Raw genomic sequence first — 18,138 nt, 5'->3', positions numbered from 1 at the left:
GGTGGCACTCGCGAACGAAACCAAGGAACTTTACATCCAGCAAGATAAATTTCGTGCTCGATTCGCGGTGCACGTACCGGCAGCTACTCGGAACTTCTCGTCAGCTGATTTCCTTGGGCGGCGCCGCATACTTCATCTATTCAACAGCGAAGCAGTTCAACGGATGATATAAACCGGCGGCGAATATGAGGTCGGCGTGAACACTGCTCTGGAGCCTGCCGTGGATCGTCCCGCAGCGCCACCACGGTACTCTGTGGAGCGAGTCGTCCGAGCTAGATCATCCGCCATTTCTGGAGAATTTCCCGCTTCAGTTATTCCGGTGGTTTTGCGCCCGGTGTCAATGCTATGAGAAATCACCGCGGGTTCCGTATTCGGGATGTCGTGCGCATTTGCGAGTAACGGCCCGACGCCGAAAAGCAGGGCAAGCAGCGCTTTTGTTGAGATGTTCATACTTTTTCCGTTCGGGTTGATAGAAGTGCGAATTGTCGGGTAGAAAGAGGCCGTCAATAAGTCGTCAAGGAGGCTTGGATCGATGTCATGTCTCAACGGCGGTCAGCGTGAAGGTTCGCTAAATTAGCCTTGGCGGATTCGCCATACTCAAGCCTTCGTGCGTTACAAGCGATACGCCCCGGCCACCCGGGTCCACAAATCGCTCCGCGCTCATTCAATCTTGCAACCCCATACCTTCGCATGGGAAGATCGTGATGTGGAGTATAGAACAAATCCACAAATCTTGTTGCCGGTGTTCGACCGCGTTGCGACGAAGGGCGACTTAGGTCTTGAAAGCGATGAGCGTGATCTGTTGTACAAACGTACCAGTCTGCGATTTGAGCGCAGCCTTCGTCAGTCGGGTGGCGTCGTCTTCCGCAGTGGAGGGCTTGCGCGAGTACGCCAATGTGTTGTTGAGAAGTTGAGCCGCTCGCCGGGCTGATGGAAGGCTGGCCTCTGTCCAGCGTGACGTCGCGGGGCGGCAAGAACAATGTCGCGAAGCCTGGAGAACCGGGTGCGGACATTTATTGTTCCACGCTGACGAATTGTGTTCTGGATTAAAAGCATTTATCGGAAAGGTGCCAGACGTCAAAATCACGTCCTTGGCAAACGAAAAAGGGCGCCAGCGCCCAATCCGACATGTACGTGAGAAACGACTCGACGATCAGGACAGAAGAACTTTCTCTGGTGGGGCACTCGCAGGTCATCGCGATGCGGAGCTACAGGCCCGACGATGGGAAAGGGCTACCTGTCGTGCTTTACTTTCACGGAGGCGGCTTTACGAGTGGATGTCTGGACGACGCAGCAGAAGCGGCCACGCAAATTTCGCGCATCACACCCGCTTGGGTCGTATCCGTCGGATATTCACTGGCGCCGCGGTTTCCGTTTCCAACAGCCCTTGAGGACACTTTTATTGCCATGCAATGGGCGGTTAGGAACGCAAAAGCCTGGGGCGCAGATCCCGGGAGAATTGGAGTGGCGGGTCACGATGCCGGCGGAAACCTTGCAACATGTCTCGCCGCTGTCGTGCGCGACCGAGCAGAATTCAAGATATCAGCTCAAGCGCTTCTCGCGCCTTTGCTTGACCCGAGCTTGACACGGGTTGCGGGAGATTGGGACGCTCGGACCTCGGATCTGAACGCTCGCCAGTGTGCGCGTGGGTATCGAGCGTATCTGCCTGATCCAGTGGTAGGGATGCATCTGTACGCGGCGCCGATTGAGTCAAGGCGCCTGAAAGGACTGCCTCCAGCGTTTATCGGATCCCCGGAAAGCGATTTTCTTCATGCCGAAAGTGAGAGATACGCCAGCCAATTGAGTGCCGCAGGCGTGCCGACGGAAATTTTTCATTGCCCGAATGCCTCACACGAGACGGTGGCGTCGAACTTCCACGTACTTGCGGAGGTGGCGGAGTTTTTCCAGAGGTGGCTTGCACCCCGACTCGGGAGGCGTAAAGCAACGCTGCTGCAATTTTGATGTTTCTACGTCTTCATACCCGCTGTCTACACGCTGCGTGGCGTGACATGGTTGCCGACTCGCGGCCTCCGAACTTTCATTTCAACTCCGAATGAGTGCAACGACGTATGGATCATCGACGATGATAGACGTAGAGTCGCTCCCCCTCGCTCCATACGACTGTTTAACCGATGTAGTTCGAAGATCTATCATGCAAGAACACGATCCCTCGGAAGAGAATGCGGAGTTCGCCAATGCCGGGCACATATCGAGTAAATTTATGCTTGCCCAGCGTGGCTTTCGGACGCTGCACCATCGCCTGTCCCTCGCTCTCGAGCCGATGCGGTTAACCCCCGTGCAGTTCTCGGTGTTGGAGCAGTTGCGGGGCACGACTGACCTGTCTGTCGGGCAATTAGCTAAGAACCTGGGTTGCGACCAGACGCGCGTCTCGGCTCAGATCGGCGTTCTTCTGCGCCGCGCGCTGCTTGAATTGCATGTGGAGCGCGATCGCCGCTTCCGACGCGTCGAGCTTACCCCGCAAGGTCGGGATTTACTTGAGGTCGCAATGCAACTCTGGGAGAGCACGATGAATGACCTCTCTCGCGAAGTCGGCACTGACGCGCAACGGGTGATAAATAGTCTGGCAGCGTTGTCATTTGCAGACTCAGGCAACGCCGGGCAGCGCCGACCCGAATGAAAGCAGGTTGATTATGCTCTTCACGATTTTCGCACTTATCCGTTTTCGAAGCCGGGGCGAGTTGGGTCATTCGAATTCGCCCCCGGCCTTGTTGTCAGGAATTGACTGAACGTTGCGGCGCAGCCTGTTTTCTAAAGTCTCTGGGTGTCGTTCCAAAGGTTGTTTTGAAAGATTGGCTGAAGTGCGTCACATTATTAAAGCCCCACGCGTACGCAATATCGCCGATCGGCCGCATCGCCTGGCCATGGTCCTTCAGGTCCCCTGCACATTTGTGCAGTCTCCGTTCCCGGACGAAGCGCTCGAAAGATAGCCCGTCGCCGGCAAAGACGCTGCTTAGGTAGCGTGTCGAAATGCCCAGATGTTGAGCAACGTCCGTCGGCGAGAGCGAGGAATCCCGGAGGTTGGTTTCGATAAACGCCCGTGCGCGACAAGCAAGCATCGATCGGCTGACAGAAGACGTTGCCGGCTGATTTCTATCAAATACCGACATGAACGCCATGGCCACCATATCGAGCGCCTGTTCATTGAGGCGTCGAGCGGTCTCAGGGGGGAACTGCTCGAAATTCTGAGTTAATGCGCGAATGAATCCGCCTGTCATTTTCCCCAAAGGGCTTTCGAAGGGCACGACCGTTGCTACGAAGCGCTCCAGCGTGCCCAGTTGCTTGCGGATGAGAGTCCGGGGCACCTGGAGCACCAGTTGGGCCATTTCGAGTGAAAAGTCCGCGACGAAGGGTTTCGATGCATCGAGCAGGGTGATGTCCCCAGCACGCAGAATCCCTTGACGGCTGTCTTGCTCGACAATGGCAACCCCTTTGATCTGGATACATACGAAGGCCCGCTCTTTGTTGGCTGACGTGGCAGTTGGATTTGCCCGCGCAATCCATCGGGTGGCCGTTTCAATTTCGATTAAACCCGCCGGGGCAGCGGGATAGGCCACGATCGAACCGAGGAAGTCGCCGTCGATAGGAGTGGAGCACTCCAGTTCGGTCAAATGACTTCTCACGTGGCGCGTCCAGAAATCCAGGCGAGATGCCGGCGGGACCCGCTCGGTCGAAACGACAGTCTTCATATCGTTCATGATCGTCCCGTTCGTTCAAGAAGGTGGGTATGCATGAATCGGCGACCTTCGGACGTGGTGCGAGGTTGATCATCGAATGCACGTCCCTCTGATCACGCCGATATGCGGGAAACAGAGGGGGCCGTGCTGCTTCTCGATCGCCGCGGTCGACGAAAGCGTCGCCGGCTTTCGAGAGCGCTTTCTTTCCTTGCGTCCGTTGAAGCTTTGCGGACGCCCCGCACATTTAGTTGCTCACGACGGTTTGCGGTGCTGTGGCGGGGTCGGCATCCCAGCCGCCGCCGAGGGCCTTGAACGAGGCGATCGCCGAGCGGGCGGTTGCGGACTGGGCGAGGATGCGCGCTTCCTGAATGCGCTGAAGCTGCGCATCGGCTTCCACGAGGTCGAGCTGGCTGTTCCTGCCGTTCCGGTAGCCAGCCGAGGTCGATGCACGTGCCTGTGCGAGCGAGTTCTCGCCGTCTTTCAGGATCTGCTGCTGCTGGTCGTACTTCGCGAGCGCGGAGAATGCGTTCTCGACGTCGGCGCTGGCCTGCAGCACGCTCTGGCGGTAAGCGGCGAGCGCTTCCGCGTTGCGCCCACGCGCGGCCTTGACCTCGGCGTCCACGCGACCGAAGTCAAAGAGGCGCCAGCGCAGGCCGAACACGCCGAGCGCCTCGTTGGCGGGCGACTCGAACAGGTGGCCGCCGACGGTAGTGGTCGAGCCGGCTAGAGCGGACAGCGAGAACTTCGGGTAGTAATCGGACAGGGCTTCGCCAATACGGGCGTTGGATGCGGCGAGGCGACGCTCCGCGACGACGATGTCGGGGCGGCGGCGCAGCAGTTCGGCCGGCCCGGTGGCGGTATTGATTGCGGGCGCGCCGGGAATCGGTGCGGCCGAATCAAGCGCGGGGTCGGGCGTACCGGGATTGCGGCCCATCAGGACGTCGAGTGCATTGCGGGCGGAGACGAGGCCGGCCTGCAGCGCGGGCACGGAGGCCGACACGGCGGCGAGTGCGCCTTTTGCCTGTTGTAGCTGGAAGTCGGGCGCGAGACCACGCGCGGCGAGCAGCCCGACCAGGCGGACCCGGTCCTGCTGGGTGGCGGTTTCCTGCTGGGCGAGTTGCAGCCGCGCCTGCAGCGTGCGCGTGAGCACGTAGGTATCGGCGGCGGAGGAGATGACTTCGAGGCGGGCGGCGACCATGGCCGCCTGGCTTCCCTCGTAGTCGGCGCGTGCGGCTTCTGCGCTGCGTCGCAGGCCGCCGGCGAGATCGATCTCCCAGGTGGCGCCGGCGGTGACGCTGTAGTCGTAGGAGTTGCGGTTGTACCCGGGCAGCGAGGCGGCCTGGGCGGCGACGTTGGGGTCTTCGAGCGAGAGATGGGCGCGAGCGGCCTGGGCGTCGAACTCGGCGGAGGGCAGTAGCGCGGAGCGTGCGCTCTCGAGGCCGGCGCGGACTTCGCTGACGCGGGCCATGGCCTGGGCGAGATCGAGGTTCTGGGCGAGCGCGATATCGATGACGCGGTTCATTTCGGGATCGGCGAAGCCCTGCCACCAGGTGGAGAGCGAAGGGCCGGGCTGGGCCGTGGCACGGCTTGCGACTTCGGGGGCGTGAGCGAAGGTCGCTGGCAAGGACACCGACGGGTTGTGATAGTCGGGGCCCACCGCACATCCTGCCAGCAGGACGGCCGCGGCGAACAGCGCACTGGCTGAACTGGCACTCATTTTGATTGTGGCACGCATGGCAAGTTAACACCGAACAGGAAAGTTACATGTTCAACAAATAGTAACTTCCTGTCAATGTCTGATTGACGTCATAATCCGTTGCATGAACAAATCACCCAACCGGCCGCCCGAGTCGCCGACCTCGGGGCAGCGCGGCAGCGCGGACCATGAACGGCGCCACCAGATCATTGCGGCGGCGGACGAGCATTTTCGTCTGTACGGTTACCGCAAAACCTCCGTGGCGGATCTCGGCAAGGCTATCGGCGTATCCAGCACGTACCTCTATCGGTTTTTCAGGTCGAAGCAGGCCATTGGGGAAGCGGTGTCTGCGACGGTGCTCGGTCAGATGGACGCCGAGTTGCGGCAGGTCGTCGACGGGCCAGGCGCCGCGACCCACCGGCTGCGCCGGTTCATGCAGCTTGCGTTGGAGCGAAGTCTTGCGATTTTTTTCGACGGCACGCGATTGCACGAATTGGTGATCTCCGCAATGGAAGAATCCTGGAGTGCCGCGACCGCTCACGAAGTCGCGCTTCAAACCATGGCGCGGGAGTTGGTGCAAGCGGGGCGAGAGTCCGGAGAGTTCGAGCGAAAGACGCCGCTCGATGAGGTCGCGGCAGGTATTGCCGAGGGGCTTCGACTGTTTTCGCACCCGGTCGCCTTGCAGTATCGCTCGCGTGAGCAGCTGGAGACCGCGCTGGCTGCCGTGGCGAGTCTCATTTTACGCAGTCTTGCCCCTTAAGTTTTCAAGTTACGAGTTGACACATGCGTAACTCGACAACAAAATGTCGCTTTATCTCATTCTTGGATGGAGCGCCATCATGCACATGTACGTTTTGCGCCGGGCTGCGACACTTGGCGTTGTCGGGGTACTTGCAGGCTGCAGCCAGTCGCACCCCGCCGATCCGCGTACCGGGCCGCCGCTCGTAGAGTCTTTTACGGTGAGGCCTGCGGGAACTTCCGATCGTAGCTTTACCGGTGTCATTGCCGCCAGGGTGGAGAGCGACCTTGGATTTCGGGTCGGTGGCAAGATCATCCGTCGTTATGTCGACGTCGGTCAGCACGTGCATCGAGGCGATCCATTGATGCGGCTCGACCCGAACGATCTCGTACTGGGAGTTACCGCCCAGCAGGGCGCAGTCGACGCGGCGCATGCACGCTCAGCCAAGGCCGACGCCGATCTCGCGCGACTGCAAGGTCTGGTGCAGCAGGGTGCGGTCTCTGCGCAGGACTACGATCTGGCAGTTGAAGCGGCACGCAGCGCAAAGGCGCAACTCGCGGCGGCGCAGGCGCAGTCCGGGCTTGCTCGTAATGCAGACGAGTACGCGATCCTCAGGGCTGACGTCGACGGCGTCGTGCTTAGCCGGAACGCGGATGCAGGGCAGGTCGTCAACGCAGGCCAGACGGTGCTCGTACTGGCTCAGGACGGTCCGCGCGAGGCGCTTGTTACGTTGCCTGAAATGGTCCGTCCGGAGCTCGGTTCTGGCGCGACGGCGTCGCTGTACGGCGGCGACGGCACGGGGGGCTTCCCCGCGAAGCTGCGAGAGTTGTCTCACGCGGCCGACCCGCTCACGCGAACTTATGCCGCTCGCTATGTCCTCAGCGGAGCTGCCGCGGACGCGCCCTTCGGCGCGACAGTAACCGTTAGCTTGCAGCGAGCTGACAACGCGAACGAAATGGTTGTCCCGTTAGGCGCAATTCTGGACCGCGGAAAAGGCCCGGGCGTATGGTTGATCGGAAGCGATGGGCATTTGACATATCGCCCCGTCCAGGTTCGCTCTGCCGGTTCCGAGACCGCCACGGTGGCTTCGGGTCTTTCTGCTGGCCAGAAGGTCGTGGCTCTCGGCGCCCATCAGTTGACCGATGGCGAGCAGGTCCGGGTTGCTACGCAACAGTGGACGGAAGGAAGTGCTGACGTAAGCGGCAGTCCCGGCGCGCAAGGGGACACAAAATGAGCGGCTTTAATCTCTCCGCGGTAGCGGTGCGGGAGCGGGCCGTCACGCTATTCCTGATCATTGCGCTGGTTCTGACCGGGGTGCTGACGTTCCTGAAGCTCGGACGGGCCGAGGACCCGGCGTTCACGGTGAAGGTGCTGACGGTGACGGCAGTGTGGCCGGGTGCGACTGCGCAGGAGATGCAGGACCTGGTGGCCGAGCCGCTCGAGAAACGCATGCAGGAGCTGGACTGGTACGACCGGGTCGAAACGATCACGCGGCCGGGCCTCGCGCTGATGCAACTCACGCTGAAGGACACGACGCCGCCCAAGGACGTGCCGGAGCAGTTCTACCAGGCGCGCAAGAAGCTCCACGACGAGAGCGCGAAGCTGCCGCAGGGCGTGCTGGGCCCCTTCGTGAACGACGAATACTCCGACGTGACCTTCGCGCTGTACGCGCTCGAAGCGCCGGGCCTGCCGCCGCGACTGCTGACGCGCGAAGCCGAGAACATCCGCCAGGACATGCTGAAGGTGCCGGGCGTCAAGAAGGTGACGATTCTGGGCGAGCGTCCCGAGCGTATCTTCGTGAATTTCTCGTATGCGCGCCTGGCCAACCTGGGGGTGAATCCGGCGGATGTGTTCGCCGCGCTGCAGAAGGAGAACGCGGTGACCCCGGCTGGGTCGATCGACACCAACGGTCCGCAGGTGTACGCGCGTCTCGACGGCGCACTCAACGACCTGCAGAAGATCCGCGATACGCCGATCGTCGCAAAGGGACGCACGCTCAAACTCTCGGACATCGCGGAGGTTTCGCGCGGCTACGAGGATCCGGCGACGTTCCTGATCCGTCACAACGGCGTACCGTCGCTCGCGCTGGGCGTGGTGATGCAGGATGGCTGGAACGGTCTTGAACTGGGTAAGTCGCTGCAGCAGGAGCAGACGAAGATCTCGGCGTCGCTGCCGGTCGGCTACAAGTTCAGCAAGATCACCGACCAGGCCGTGAACATCGCGGATGCGGTCGACGAGTTCATGCTGAAGTTCTTCGTCGCGCTGGGCGTGGTGATGCTCGTGAGCATCGTGAGTCTGGGCTGGCGCGTGGGGATCGTGGTGGCCGCAGCCGTGCCGCTTACGCTCGCCGTGGTGTTCGTGATCATGAGTGTGACGGGGCGCATCTTCGACCGGATTACGCTCGGGGCGCTGATCATTGCGCTGGGGTTGCTGGTGGACGACGCCATCATCACCATCGAGATGATGGTGGTGAAGATGGAGGAGGGTTACGACCGGATACGGGCGGCGACCTACTCATGGAACCACGTGGCGCCCGCGATGCTCGCCGGCACGCTGACCATCGTGATCGGCTTCACGCCGGTGGGCTTCGCGCGCTCCACCGCCGGTGAGTACGCGGGCAACATCTTCTGGATCGTGGCGTTCGCGCTGCTCACGTCGTGGCTCGGTGCGCAGACCTTCACGCCCTATCTGGGGGTGAAGCTGCTGCCGGATATCAAGCCGCTCGCGCACGGTTACGACTCGATCTATCACACGCCGATGTACGAGCGCATGCGGCGACTGGTCCGCGCCGGTGTGGACCACAAGTTCTGGGTGGCGGGTACGGTGGTGGTGCTGTTCGTACTGGCTATCCTGGGCATGGGTGCGGTGAAGCAGCAGTTCTTCCCGGAGTCGGACCGTCCCGAAGTGCTGGTCGAAGTGCAGATGCCCGAAGGTACGAGCATCGAGGCGACGCGCAAGGCAACGGTCGAGGTTGAACAGTGGCTCAAGAAGCAGCCGGAGGCGAAAGTCGTCACCAGCTACATCGGACAGGGCGCGCCACGCTTCTTCCTCGCGTACAACCCGGAGCTTCCGGACCCGTCGTTCGCGAAGATCATCGTGCTCACGCCCGATGCCAAAACGCGAGAGCAACTGAAGCTGCGCATGCGTCAGGCGGTGGCCGATGGTCTGGCGCCGGAGGCCCGGGTGCGGGTGACGCAACTGGTGTTTGGCCCCTATACGCGCTTCCCGGTAGAGTTTCGCGTGATGGGCCCGGACCAGACGCAAGTTCGGGCGATCGCACAACGGGTGTTCGCGGTGATGCAGGCGAACAAGCACATGCGCCAGGTGAACCAGGACTGGGCGGAACGGGTGCCGACGCTGCACTTCGTGCTCGACCAGGACCGGCTGCGACAGATTGGGCTGAGTTCGGAGGATGCCTCGCAGCAGATCCAGTTTCTGCTCACGGGTATTCCGGTCACGCAGGTGCGCGAGGACATCCGGACGGTGGAGCTTGTTGCACGTAGCGGCGGCGACACGCGTCTGGACCCGTCGAAGATGTCGGGTATGAACCTGGTGAATCACGATGGGCGGGTGGTGCCGATTAGTCAGATCGGTCACATCGAAATGCGTCCGGAGGAGCCGATCCTGCATCGCCGTGATCGACTGTCGACGATTACGGTGCGTGGCGACATCGATGAGACGATGCAGCCGCCGCAGGTGTCGATGGAAGTGGAGAAGCAACTCGGTCCGATCATCGCGGGACTGCCGCCGGGCTACAAGATCGAGATGGGCGGCAACATCGAGGAGGCGGGCAAGGCGAATGCGGCGCTCGCGCCGATTTTCCCGGTGATGCTGATGCTGATCCTGCTGGTGCTGATCGTGCAGACTCGCTCGTTCCCGACGATGGCGATGGTGTTCCTGACCGGTCCGCTGGGCATCATCGGGACCGTGGCGACGCTGCTGCTGTTCCACCAGCCGTTCGGCTTCAACGCGATTCTGGGCCTGATTGGTCTGGCGGGGATCCTGATGCGCAACACGCTGATCCTGATCGAGCAGATCCGCAACAACGTGCACGACGAGAAGATGGACCCGTATCACGCAGTGGTGGAGGCGACGGTGCAGCGTGCACGGCCGGTGTTGCTGACGGCGATGGCGGCGGTGCTGGCGTTCATCCCGCTGACCACGTCGGTGTTCTGGGGGTCGATGGCGTACACGCTGATCGGCGGGACAGCGGTGGGCACGGTGCTCACACTGGTGTTCCTGCCTGCTCTCTACGCGATCTGGTTCAAAGTGAAGCCGCCGAACGATGAACCGCCGGCGGGCACGCATGTGATCGAGCCGCATCCGCAGGAACCGCCGCCGGCGCTGCCGGACGGTAGCCATGCCTGATCTGGCGGGAGCATGAACGCCGGGGCCGCACGAATGCTGTTCGTGCGGCCCCGGTCTCATTGAGCGTGAGCGCACGCGAAATCAAAGTGCGGCGCAAACAACGTGGAACACGAAAGGCGACAGACGCATTTCAGGTGAAGCAGGCGACAGAGCAGGTTGTTGCAGCTGTTCGCCTGCCGATGTTTCTTCCGGCGTGCGTCAGGCGGTCGGCAAAGGACTATCGGCAATCATCTGGTTCAGATGATTCACAAAGCCATGTTCGTTGGGACCAGCGGCATCTCTGAGTTGCTTGCCAGTGCCTACCGTGACTTCAGTAGTCGCATCTTCCAGCAGCGCCATCGTTTCTTCGATGAACACCTCAAGCGGCATTGCACGTGGGTCTCCGCTCTTGAAGACCAGATCCGTATCAACCCATGGTGGTGCGATCTCAAGTACCCGTACCGACGTGTCACGCAATGCAAAACGCTGGGAAAGCGAGTAAGAATGAATCGCCGCCTTTGTTGCTGAATACAGTGCCGCAACGGAGAACGGAATGTAGGCCAACGCCGAACTGGTGTTGATGATGTAAGCCTCGGGCTGCTTCTTCAGGTGTTCGACAAACGCGCCGCTTATGCGAGCCGGTCCAAGCAGGTTTGTGTTGATCAGGTGAATCGACTCGGCGTCGTTTAGCGGTCCCGTTACATCGTCCAGCGGCATGATCCCGGCGTTGTTGATAACGACGTTGAGGGACGGAAACTTTTTGATCAGGTCTTTCGCCACGTCGGCGATTTGAGCGGGGTCTGTGACGTCCATCTGAACGGTGTCGATCCCGGGGTTTGCCGCAGCAACTTCATCCAGCAGGGCTTTTCGGCGTCCGCTAATGATGACTTTATTGCCCTTGCGGTGCAAAGCTTCGGCGAGCGCGCGACCGATTCCAGACGTTGCGCCGGTAATGAAGATTGTGTTTTCAGTAAGTTTCATAACATCCAATCCATTTAGGTTCCATCGTTCGATAGCCAATGCCCGAACGCGACAGTCTCGCGTTCAGAGCGTCCCGACATCGACAAGTGCATATGTCAGTGTCCATCCGTCGTAGGGCGGAGCGCTGACGTCGTCAGTTCGAGAGCAGCGCTGTGGTCTTTACTTTCACACGACTGTGAGGTCCGACATCCGATCGCCGAGCTGTCCGTGCCGACAGATCTCCATCTTTCATACTCATGCAGCTCGCGCGAGCGGATGTGATCACGTTATCCGTTCCCCACGAAGACCAATATCTCTACGCGGAACGGATTTTTTGGTGTCCCGGAACATGGGCCGTCCTGCTATGTCATCCACCATCCATTTGCGGCAAGATTGGACTATGCAATAGCGCCGTAGTCGTTCGGTCCTCGCGATCGGTTTGAAGGCCGTTCGATGTGTGTTCCGGCGTGCCCGTGAGATTTTTTGAGGCACGGCGGCGGTTCCGCGATCACCTTTCCCGTCCCTCATATCAAGTAGTTCCATGAGCGTATCCCCCCAGAGAAACGATAGTTCACGCCAACTTGAACCCTAGGAGAATGTTGATGAGCAAGCTGACGACTGCGTTCGGCGCACCGGTGCCGGACAATCAAAACACGATGACCGCGGGGCCTCGTGGACCGGCTCTGCTTCAGGATGTCTGGTTTCTCGAGAAACTCGCACACTTCGATCGTGAAGTGATACCTGAACGGCGTATGCATGCGAAAGGTTCGGGTGCGTTCGGAAAATTTACCGTGACTCACGACGTTACAAAATATACGCGTGCAAAGATCTTCTCCGAGGTTGGGAAGAGCACCGAGATGTTCGCCCGGTTCTCGACGGTTGCGGGCGAACGTGGCGCCGCTGATGCCGAGCGTGATATTCGTGGCTTCGCCCTCAAGTTTTATACCGAGGAAGGGAACTGGGATCTGGTAGGGAATAACACCCCGGTGTTCTTCCTGCGTGATCCGCTCAAATTTCCGGACCTCAACCACGCGGTTAAGCGTGATCCGCGAACGGGTCTGCGCAGTGCCGAGGGGAATTGGGACTTTTGGACGCAGCTTCCAGAGTCATTCCATCAGGTCACCATCGTGATGAGCGATCGTGGGATTCCGCGTACGTATCGTCATATGCACGGTTACGGTAGCCACACGTTTAGCCTGATCAATTCCAGTAACGAGCGCTTCTGGGTCAAGTTTCATATGCGTACCCAGCAGGGGGTGGAAAATATGACGGACGCAGAGGCGGTCGAAGTAGTCGGCTCCGACCGCGAAACACATCATCGCGATCTGTATGAGGCGATCGAACGCAAGGAATTTCCGCGTTGGAAGATGTACTTCCAGATCATGCCCGAACACGAAGCAGCGAATTGCAAGGTGAATCCTTTCGATCTGACGAAGGTCTGGTCAAAGAAGGACTACCCGCTGATAGAGGTCGGAGAGTTCGAGCTAAACGTGAACGCTGAAAACTGGTTTGCAGACGTAGAGCAGGCGGCGTTCAATCCGGCGAACGTTGTCCCGGGCATCAGCTTCTCTCCCGACAAGATGCTGCAAGGCCGTCTGTTCTCGTATGGCGATGCGCAGCGCTACCGTCTCACCGTCAATCATCATCAGATCCCGGTCAACTCGCCGCGTGCCGCGACGCACTACAACAGCTACCACCGTGATGGTGTTTTGAGAGTTGACGGGAACAAAGGCGGCACCACCTCGTATAACCCGAACACTCGGGGAGCATGGCTCGACCAGCCTGACTTTAGCGAGCCACCTTTGTCTATCGAGGGTGCTGCCGACCATTGGAATCACAGGGTCGACGATGATTACTTTTCGCAGCCGGGCGATCTGTTCCGTCTAATGTCACGCGAGCAACAGACGGTTCTGTTTGAGAACACGGCTCGGGCCATGCACGGCGTATCGACGCCAATCCGTGAGTTGCATATCGAGCATTGCACCCGAGCTGATGCTGCGTACGGGGTGGGAGTTCGTCTGGCACTGGAGTCGCTCAACGCACCAGGTACAACGGCCGTCCGTTCCGAGCCGGAGCTTTAAGCGGATCCGAATAGCTGATAGTCGGATCTCAAGCTTCTTCCCACGCCGGTGGGGAGATGAGTTCACTCTCTTATCCGCTTGCTCGAACCCACGCGCGGACGGCGCAGGGGTTCGAGCTTCAGCCGCAACCAACGCCAGTTCACTTATCAGGAGATCACCCATGAGTTTCAACGTTGACGGAATTTCAATTCCCGACAGCAAGATAGCGCGCGAAATAACCGAGCTGGTAAGGGACACTGCTTCGCCTTTGTTGTTCCACCATTCCAGTCGCGTCTACTACTTCGGTGCATTGGCCGGAAAACAGCAGGGCCTGAAGTTCGACCCGGAGTTGTTGTACTGCGGCTGCATGTTCCATGACATGGGTCTGACGCACAAACACAGCAGCCGGGACGAGCGATTCGAAGTGGATGGGGCGAATGCCGCGCGCGATTTCCTGAAGACACATGGCATATCGCAGCAAGACATCGACACTGTATGGACAGCGATTGCATTGCATACCACGCCGGGCATTCCTCAACACATGCACCCGGTCGTTGCTCTCGTGACTGCCGGTGTGGAAATGGACGTGCTTGGATTGACATATTCGCAGTACAGCGATGCCGAGCGGGAGCAGGTAGTGCGTGAGCATCCGCGTGGCGGAAATTTCAAGGAAGACATCATCCAGGCTTTCTACGACGGAATCAAACATAAGCCCGAGACGACTTTTGGGAACGTCAAAGCCGACGTTATCGTGGATAAAGATCCGTCGTTCCGGCCGGGAAATTTTTGCAGCGTGATTCGCGGTTCGGCGTGGGATTGTTGCTAAACGGGCAAGTACCGAACTAGCCCGGATTCACGTGGAAGGCGGACGATTTTCCGCGGCTTCTGTGTTACGGCCGGAATCGACTTTTCCCTCTCTGCGATCGGGGGTGATTTTCGATCTAAAGATGGCGGTTCGTCGATTGGGCGTTAGCTCGTCGACGACCTGTTCCCACTTCAAATCGAGAATTCATCATTGACCGCCTGGAAAAAACTGGAACTTCATGTCGCGAAGGCCTGTGCAGTGAAGAGCCATGAGCTATGAAAGCCCGATGCGATCCGTGCCGCATGATTTGCAAAAAAAGCACGGCCTAAGGCCGTGCCCGCGTCAAGGATTTGACAGGATTGGAGGATCACACAACCCCGACGCGTATAAATCCGCGACTGGCCCGATGAATGGGACTCGTTGTCCGAAGTCCTTCACGGCATGAAATGTGTTGCGGAAACATGGAAATGACTGGGTGATCCTGCGTTGCCTGAGCCGAACAGCGGCTTGGCGCGATGAGACGACGCATTTGTGTGAGATCTTGTCGAATGCTTCCTCATTGTTTTGTCATAAGATGATTTCGTGAGCTTCGGCGCGAGTGCGATCGTGACTGGGATTTGATGAAGCGTTGCTCCTGTACGCATTTCCTGATTCTTTCGGCTCCAACGACATCAGGTGGCTGGTATCAAACAACGTCGCAATCCATTCTACGAAGACCCGAACTTTCGCAGCGAGATGACGATTGTGCGGATAGACCGCAGAAACAGGCATCGTCCGCGGTCTGGAATTTGGTAACACCTCGATTAATCTTCCTGAATCCAGGTGGTTCTGAATCATAAACCTGGGCGGTTGAATCAATCCGACTCCGTCGACACCGCAACTGACATAGGCTTCCGCGTCGTTGACCGCCAAGCTTCCGTTCACGTTGACGTCGGTCGTTTTGTCGTTGTATTCGAAGCAAAAATCCAGAACTCGGCCGGTTCTGCTGGAAAAGTAGTGCACCGCGGTGTGGTGTTGCAGGTCATCGATGCACTTTGGCTCTCCGAATTCAGCGATGTATTCGGGGCTAGCCGCCGTGACAGTCTGAAGATTTCCAAGGCGTCGGGCTACCAGGGTCGAATCTTCCAGGGGGCCGACGCGGATGGCGCAGTCAACACCCTCTTGTATCAGATCTACGCGGCGATCGCCGAAGCCAACCGTGAGGTAAATATCCGGATACATCTTCTTGAAGGAAGAAATCTCGGGCATCACGATGAGATGCCCGATCGATGGCGGCATTTCGACTCTTAGCTTCCCGCGTGGTCCGTTTCCAGTATTGGCCAGTGCTCCCTCAGTTTCCTCGACCTCGGCGAGAATTCGTACGCAACGCTCGTAATACTGGGCGCCCTCCGGCGTCAGGTTGAGCCGTCTTGTTGTCCGCTGCATGAGCCGAACGTGAAGATGCGACTCCAGATTCTTGATAATCGTGCTTACGGTCGCAGGAGGGAGGTCTAGAGAGTCGGCAGCGCGAGAAAAGCTGTTCATCTCGACGATGCGTGTGAATACGTGCATTGCTTGTAGCCGGTCCATGGTTCTCACCATCATCAACCTCGTAGCACCTTGAATTTCGCGCTACGAAGCATTACCTGATCGGTTCGTCAGCAATAGTTCGCAGCCGACAAGTTCAATTGAGGATTATAGGAAATTCTCGGAAGCTCGTCACCCACGACGCCAATTTTTCCAGAGCTAAGGTACATCCACGTTTGCTCTCGGGTGCGTTTCGTTGATCAGAGGATGCGCTTTAAAAAACGACGCATTGCTCCGCGTTCCGACGCGGCAAATGTCAATCTCGTTCCGGCGGCATAAGGCAGTTAGAAACGCAGAAAAACTGAATCTCGATTGTGCCCTGTGGCCCGGTCGACCAAACCATAGGTCGTGGCGATTGCCGCACGGAAGAGGGACGGCTCGAGCGGTACGCCCGCCCGATTTGCGTCTAAAGGTCTTCTGCGCCAGGGATCGACGAGGACCGGTTGCAGGTTAAAAACGTGCACTACGCATCCGTCGTCTCTTTGATAAGAGGAGTATGATTGTGAGCCAGAATAGAGGCGGCATCATCCGGGTGCTTGCCGGTGATCGCCGGGGGGGCGCCAGGCATGATCGAAGGATCAAAATTAGGAATTGCGGAATACTCGCGGGAAATGCAGGATATCGTGGGTTCGATGGTGGAGCGTCTGTCAGTGGCTATCGGGTTGGAAAGGTCACCTGATTTGGCAATGCAGTTCTCGGAGCTTGTGCTCCGGGAGGATGGCGCGATGGTTCGGGTGATTGCGATCGATCCACGGGGACCGGTCGTCTTCCTTGATGAAAAGGGAGTAGCAGAAACCTCGCTCCTGTACCCGGAAGAACTGGCGCCTCCGTGTCGACCGCTATCAATCTTGAGTAGAGGTGAGATCGACCCGATCGCCGAGGCAATCCGGGAGATAGGTGCTCGCGAAACTGCGCAAGAATGGATACACAACGTCACGGGCGAGCCAGGCAGCCTAACTCGATCTACCTTCAGTCAGCTTTCACGTTGGATAGATTTTTATGCGCCGCTCGCATATCGGTGGATCACGCTGGCGTCGATGCGCCTCGAAGCGGATCGAGCTGGCCTGAAGAAGAGCGTGAAGCAGCGGGATATCGCGCAAGAACATTCGGTGCAATTTTACGTGCGAACGATAGACGCGATCGGCGCCTTGATGATGCTCGTGTGTAGCAGCAAGGATAGAACCTGGCTCCAGGACATGGCGTTTGATCTGCCTTGGTATTCATGGACGCCTTCGCTTAGACTGTGCCGCGAGCGGTCTTTCGTGCCGGCGATCCAGGGCGCCATTGCGGCTTCGGCATTTGGGCCGCCCGTTTTGGAGCGGTATCTGGACATTCTGGAAACTTCGAGGACACCGCTCAGTTCTTTCGACGCTGTTTTGGGCATGACTGCTATTGCACGCAAGCATCCTGACTATGCTCGCCTGGTTCATGGGTGGCTGGAAAAGCGCCTTGCCGAATCGGAGGATCGGGTGTTCGGTGAAGCGCTGCTGCGCTCAGCGAGTGCGGTATTGACTGCCCCGCATTCTGCACGATTTTTTTTAACGCAGTCGATGGGCAATATTGCGCACGAAGCGTCAGGAAGCGATGTCGACGTACTGTCCGATTTATTACTTCAAAGCCTGTGGAAAGACGTGGATTGCCTGACAATTGTCGACGGGTATTTTCCTGCCATATTGGGAATTACTCTTTTCGATGTCGATAAGCTGGAGGAGATGTACCCTTTAAAACGGTCTCGTTCACGTGCTCACACCCTCAAATCGATCGACGCGCGCGAGGCGATCTTACGTTCAGCGACCGAGCACTTTCTCGAGCCTGCAGCGACGTCGAGAACAGTGCACTAAGCGACGTAACAGGCGAACGGTGGACCTGAAGGGCCGGCTTTTTTCGAAGCCTGACGATAAGTTTGGATCGAAGGCGAGACCGGCAGAGTTTGGGGCTCCGATACGCATCGATTGTCCCGAAAGAAATCCGAACGTCTATCATTAATAGAAAGATCAAACCGTTTAGCACAAACGCATAGTGAGTTCAGCACAAAGTGCGATCTGCTCAATACATTGCGGCTCAACCCGGTGACGCGGTACTGCAACGCAAGCTGCATAGCCTGGCGAATGTGCTGGTGATCACGCAAGCTCAGATTATGGAAGTGGTGGGTGACGGCAAGAAGGTTAACGGAATTACATACAAGGACGTGCAGTCGGGCGACACGAAACAACTCGAAATTTCAGGCACATTCGTGCAAATCGGCCTTGTGCCCAACACGGAATCACTGA

Annotated in this window: 13 protein-coding genes; 8 read left to right on the top strand and 5 right to left on the bottom strand. The window is 58.7% G+C overall.

From position 1 onward, the window contains the following. Positions 1–156 precede the first annotated feature (156 nt). The gene (locus FA94_RS38885) at positions 157–450 is read right to left on the bottom strand and encodes a hypothetical protein (RefSeq protein ID WP_156126739.1); all 294 of its coding nucleotides are present in this window, start codon (positions 448–450) and stop codon (positions 157–159) included. Between the two features lie 678 nt (positions 451–1,128). On the opposite strand from FA94_RS38885, the gene FA94_RS30200 reads away from it, so the two are divergent. After that, the gene (locus FA94_RS30200; RefSeq protein WP_035558340.1) at positions 1,129–1,962 is read left to right on the top strand and encodes an alpha/beta hydrolase; all 834 of its coding nucleotides are present in this window, start codon (positions 1,129–1,131) and stop codon (positions 1,960–1,962) included. A 190-nt stretch (positions 1,963–2,152) separates the two neighbouring features. Beyond that, positions 2,153–2,638: a MarR family winged helix-turn-helix transcriptional regulator gene (locus tag FA94_RS37460; RefSeq protein ID WP_156126738.1), complete on the top strand. Its 486-nt coding sequence runs from the start codon at positions 2,153–2,155 to the stop codon at positions 2,636–2,638. 94 nt (positions 2,639–2,732) lie between these two features. Here FA94_RS37460 and FA94_RS30190 read toward each other — a convergent pair whose 3' ends face one another. Together FA94_RS30190 and FA94_RS30185 are read right to left on the bottom strand one after the other, a co-directional pair. Continuing rightward, on the bottom strand, positions 2,733–3,716 hold the full coding sequence (locus FA94_RS30190; protein ID WP_035558337.1) for a helix-turn-helix domain-containing protein: 984 nt from the start codon (positions 3,714–3,716) through the stop codon (positions 2,733–2,735). A gap of 223 nt (positions 3,717–3,939) precedes the next feature. Further along, positions 3,940–5,430 (bottom strand): efflux transporter outer membrane subunit, encoded by a 1,491-nt coding sequence (locus FA94_RS30185; protein WP_231585063.1) that lies wholly within the window; start codon positions 5,428–5,430, stop codon positions 3,940–3,942. Between the two features lie 85 nt (positions 5,431–5,515). Between FA94_RS30185 and FA94_RS30180 the strand changes: the two genes are divergently transcribed. The 3 genes from FA94_RS30180 (at position 5,516) to FA94_RS30170 (ending at position 10,498) form a co-directional block, all read left to right on the top strand. Beyond that, positions 5,516–6,151 (top strand): TetR/AcrR family transcriptional regulator, encoded by a 636-nt coding sequence (locus tag FA94_RS30180; protein WP_035558333.1) that lies wholly within the window; start codon positions 5,516–5,518, stop codon positions 6,149–6,151. 79 nt (positions 6,152–6,230) lie between these two features. Continuing rightward, the gene (locus tag FA94_RS30175; RefSeq protein WP_156126836.1) at positions 6,231–7,364 is read left to right on the top strand and encodes an efflux RND transporter periplasmic adaptor subunit; all 1,134 of its coding nucleotides are present in this window, start codon (positions 6,231–6,233) and stop codon (positions 7,362–7,364) included. Next, positions 7,361–10,498: an efflux RND transporter permease subunit gene (locus FA94_RS30170; protein ID WP_051980895.1), complete on the top strand. Its 3,138-nt coding sequence runs from the start codon at positions 7,361–7,363 to the stop codon at positions 10,496–10,498. The genes FA94_RS30175 and FA94_RS30170 overlap by 4 nt, the downstream gene beginning before the upstream one ends. A gap of 198 nt (positions 10,499–10,696) precedes the next feature. Here the strand turns inward: FA94_RS30170 and FA94_RS30165 are convergent, their stop codons facing one another. Further along, positions 10,697–11,458: an SDR family oxidoreductase gene (locus FA94_RS30165; protein ID WP_035558330.1), complete on the bottom strand. Its 762-nt coding sequence runs from the start codon at positions 11,456–11,458 to the stop codon at positions 10,697–10,699. 581 nt (positions 11,459–12,039) lie between these two features. Between FA94_RS30165 and FA94_RS30160 the strand changes: the two genes are divergently transcribed. Beyond that, positions 12,040–13,518 (top strand): catalase, encoded by a 1,479-nt coding sequence (locus FA94_RS30160; RefSeq protein WP_035563510.1) that lies wholly within the window; start codon positions 12,040–12,042, stop codon positions 13,516–13,518. Between the two features lie 160 nt (positions 13,519–13,678). Then, the gene (locus FA94_RS30155) at positions 13,679–14,323 is read left to right on the top strand and encodes an HD domain-containing protein (protein WP_035558328.1); all 645 of its coding nucleotides are present in this window, start codon (positions 13,679–13,681) and stop codon (positions 14,321–14,323) included. Positions 14,324–14,869: 546 nt separating this feature from the next. On the opposite strand, the gene FA94_RS30150 is transcribed toward FA94_RS30155, so the two are convergent. Beyond that, the gene (locus tag FA94_RS30150) at positions 14,870–15,871 is read right to left on the bottom strand and encodes a LysR substrate-binding domain-containing protein (RefSeq protein ID WP_051981370.1); all 1,002 of its coding nucleotides are present in this window, start codon (positions 15,869–15,871) and stop codon (positions 14,870–14,872) included. Between the two features lie 563 nt (positions 15,872–16,434). On the opposite strand from FA94_RS30150, the gene FA94_RS30145 reads away from it, so the two are divergent. After that, complete coding sequence (locus tag FA94_RS30145) at positions 16,435–17,709, top strand: hypothetical protein (protein ID WP_156126737.1); 1,275 nt, start codon at positions 16,435–16,437, stop codon at positions 17,707–17,709. The last annotated feature ends 429 nt before the right edge of the window (positions 17,710–18,138 follow it).

Origin of the sequence: Burkholderia sp. 9120 (assembly GCF_000745015.1) — a bacterium.
In the GTDB taxonomy this organism is placed as follows: Bacteria; Pseudomonadota; Gammaproteobacteria; order Burkholderiales; family Burkholderiaceae; genus Paraburkholderia.
Note: the sequence above shows the minus strand (reverse complement) of the source record. Positions and strands in the feature narration are given on the sequence as shown.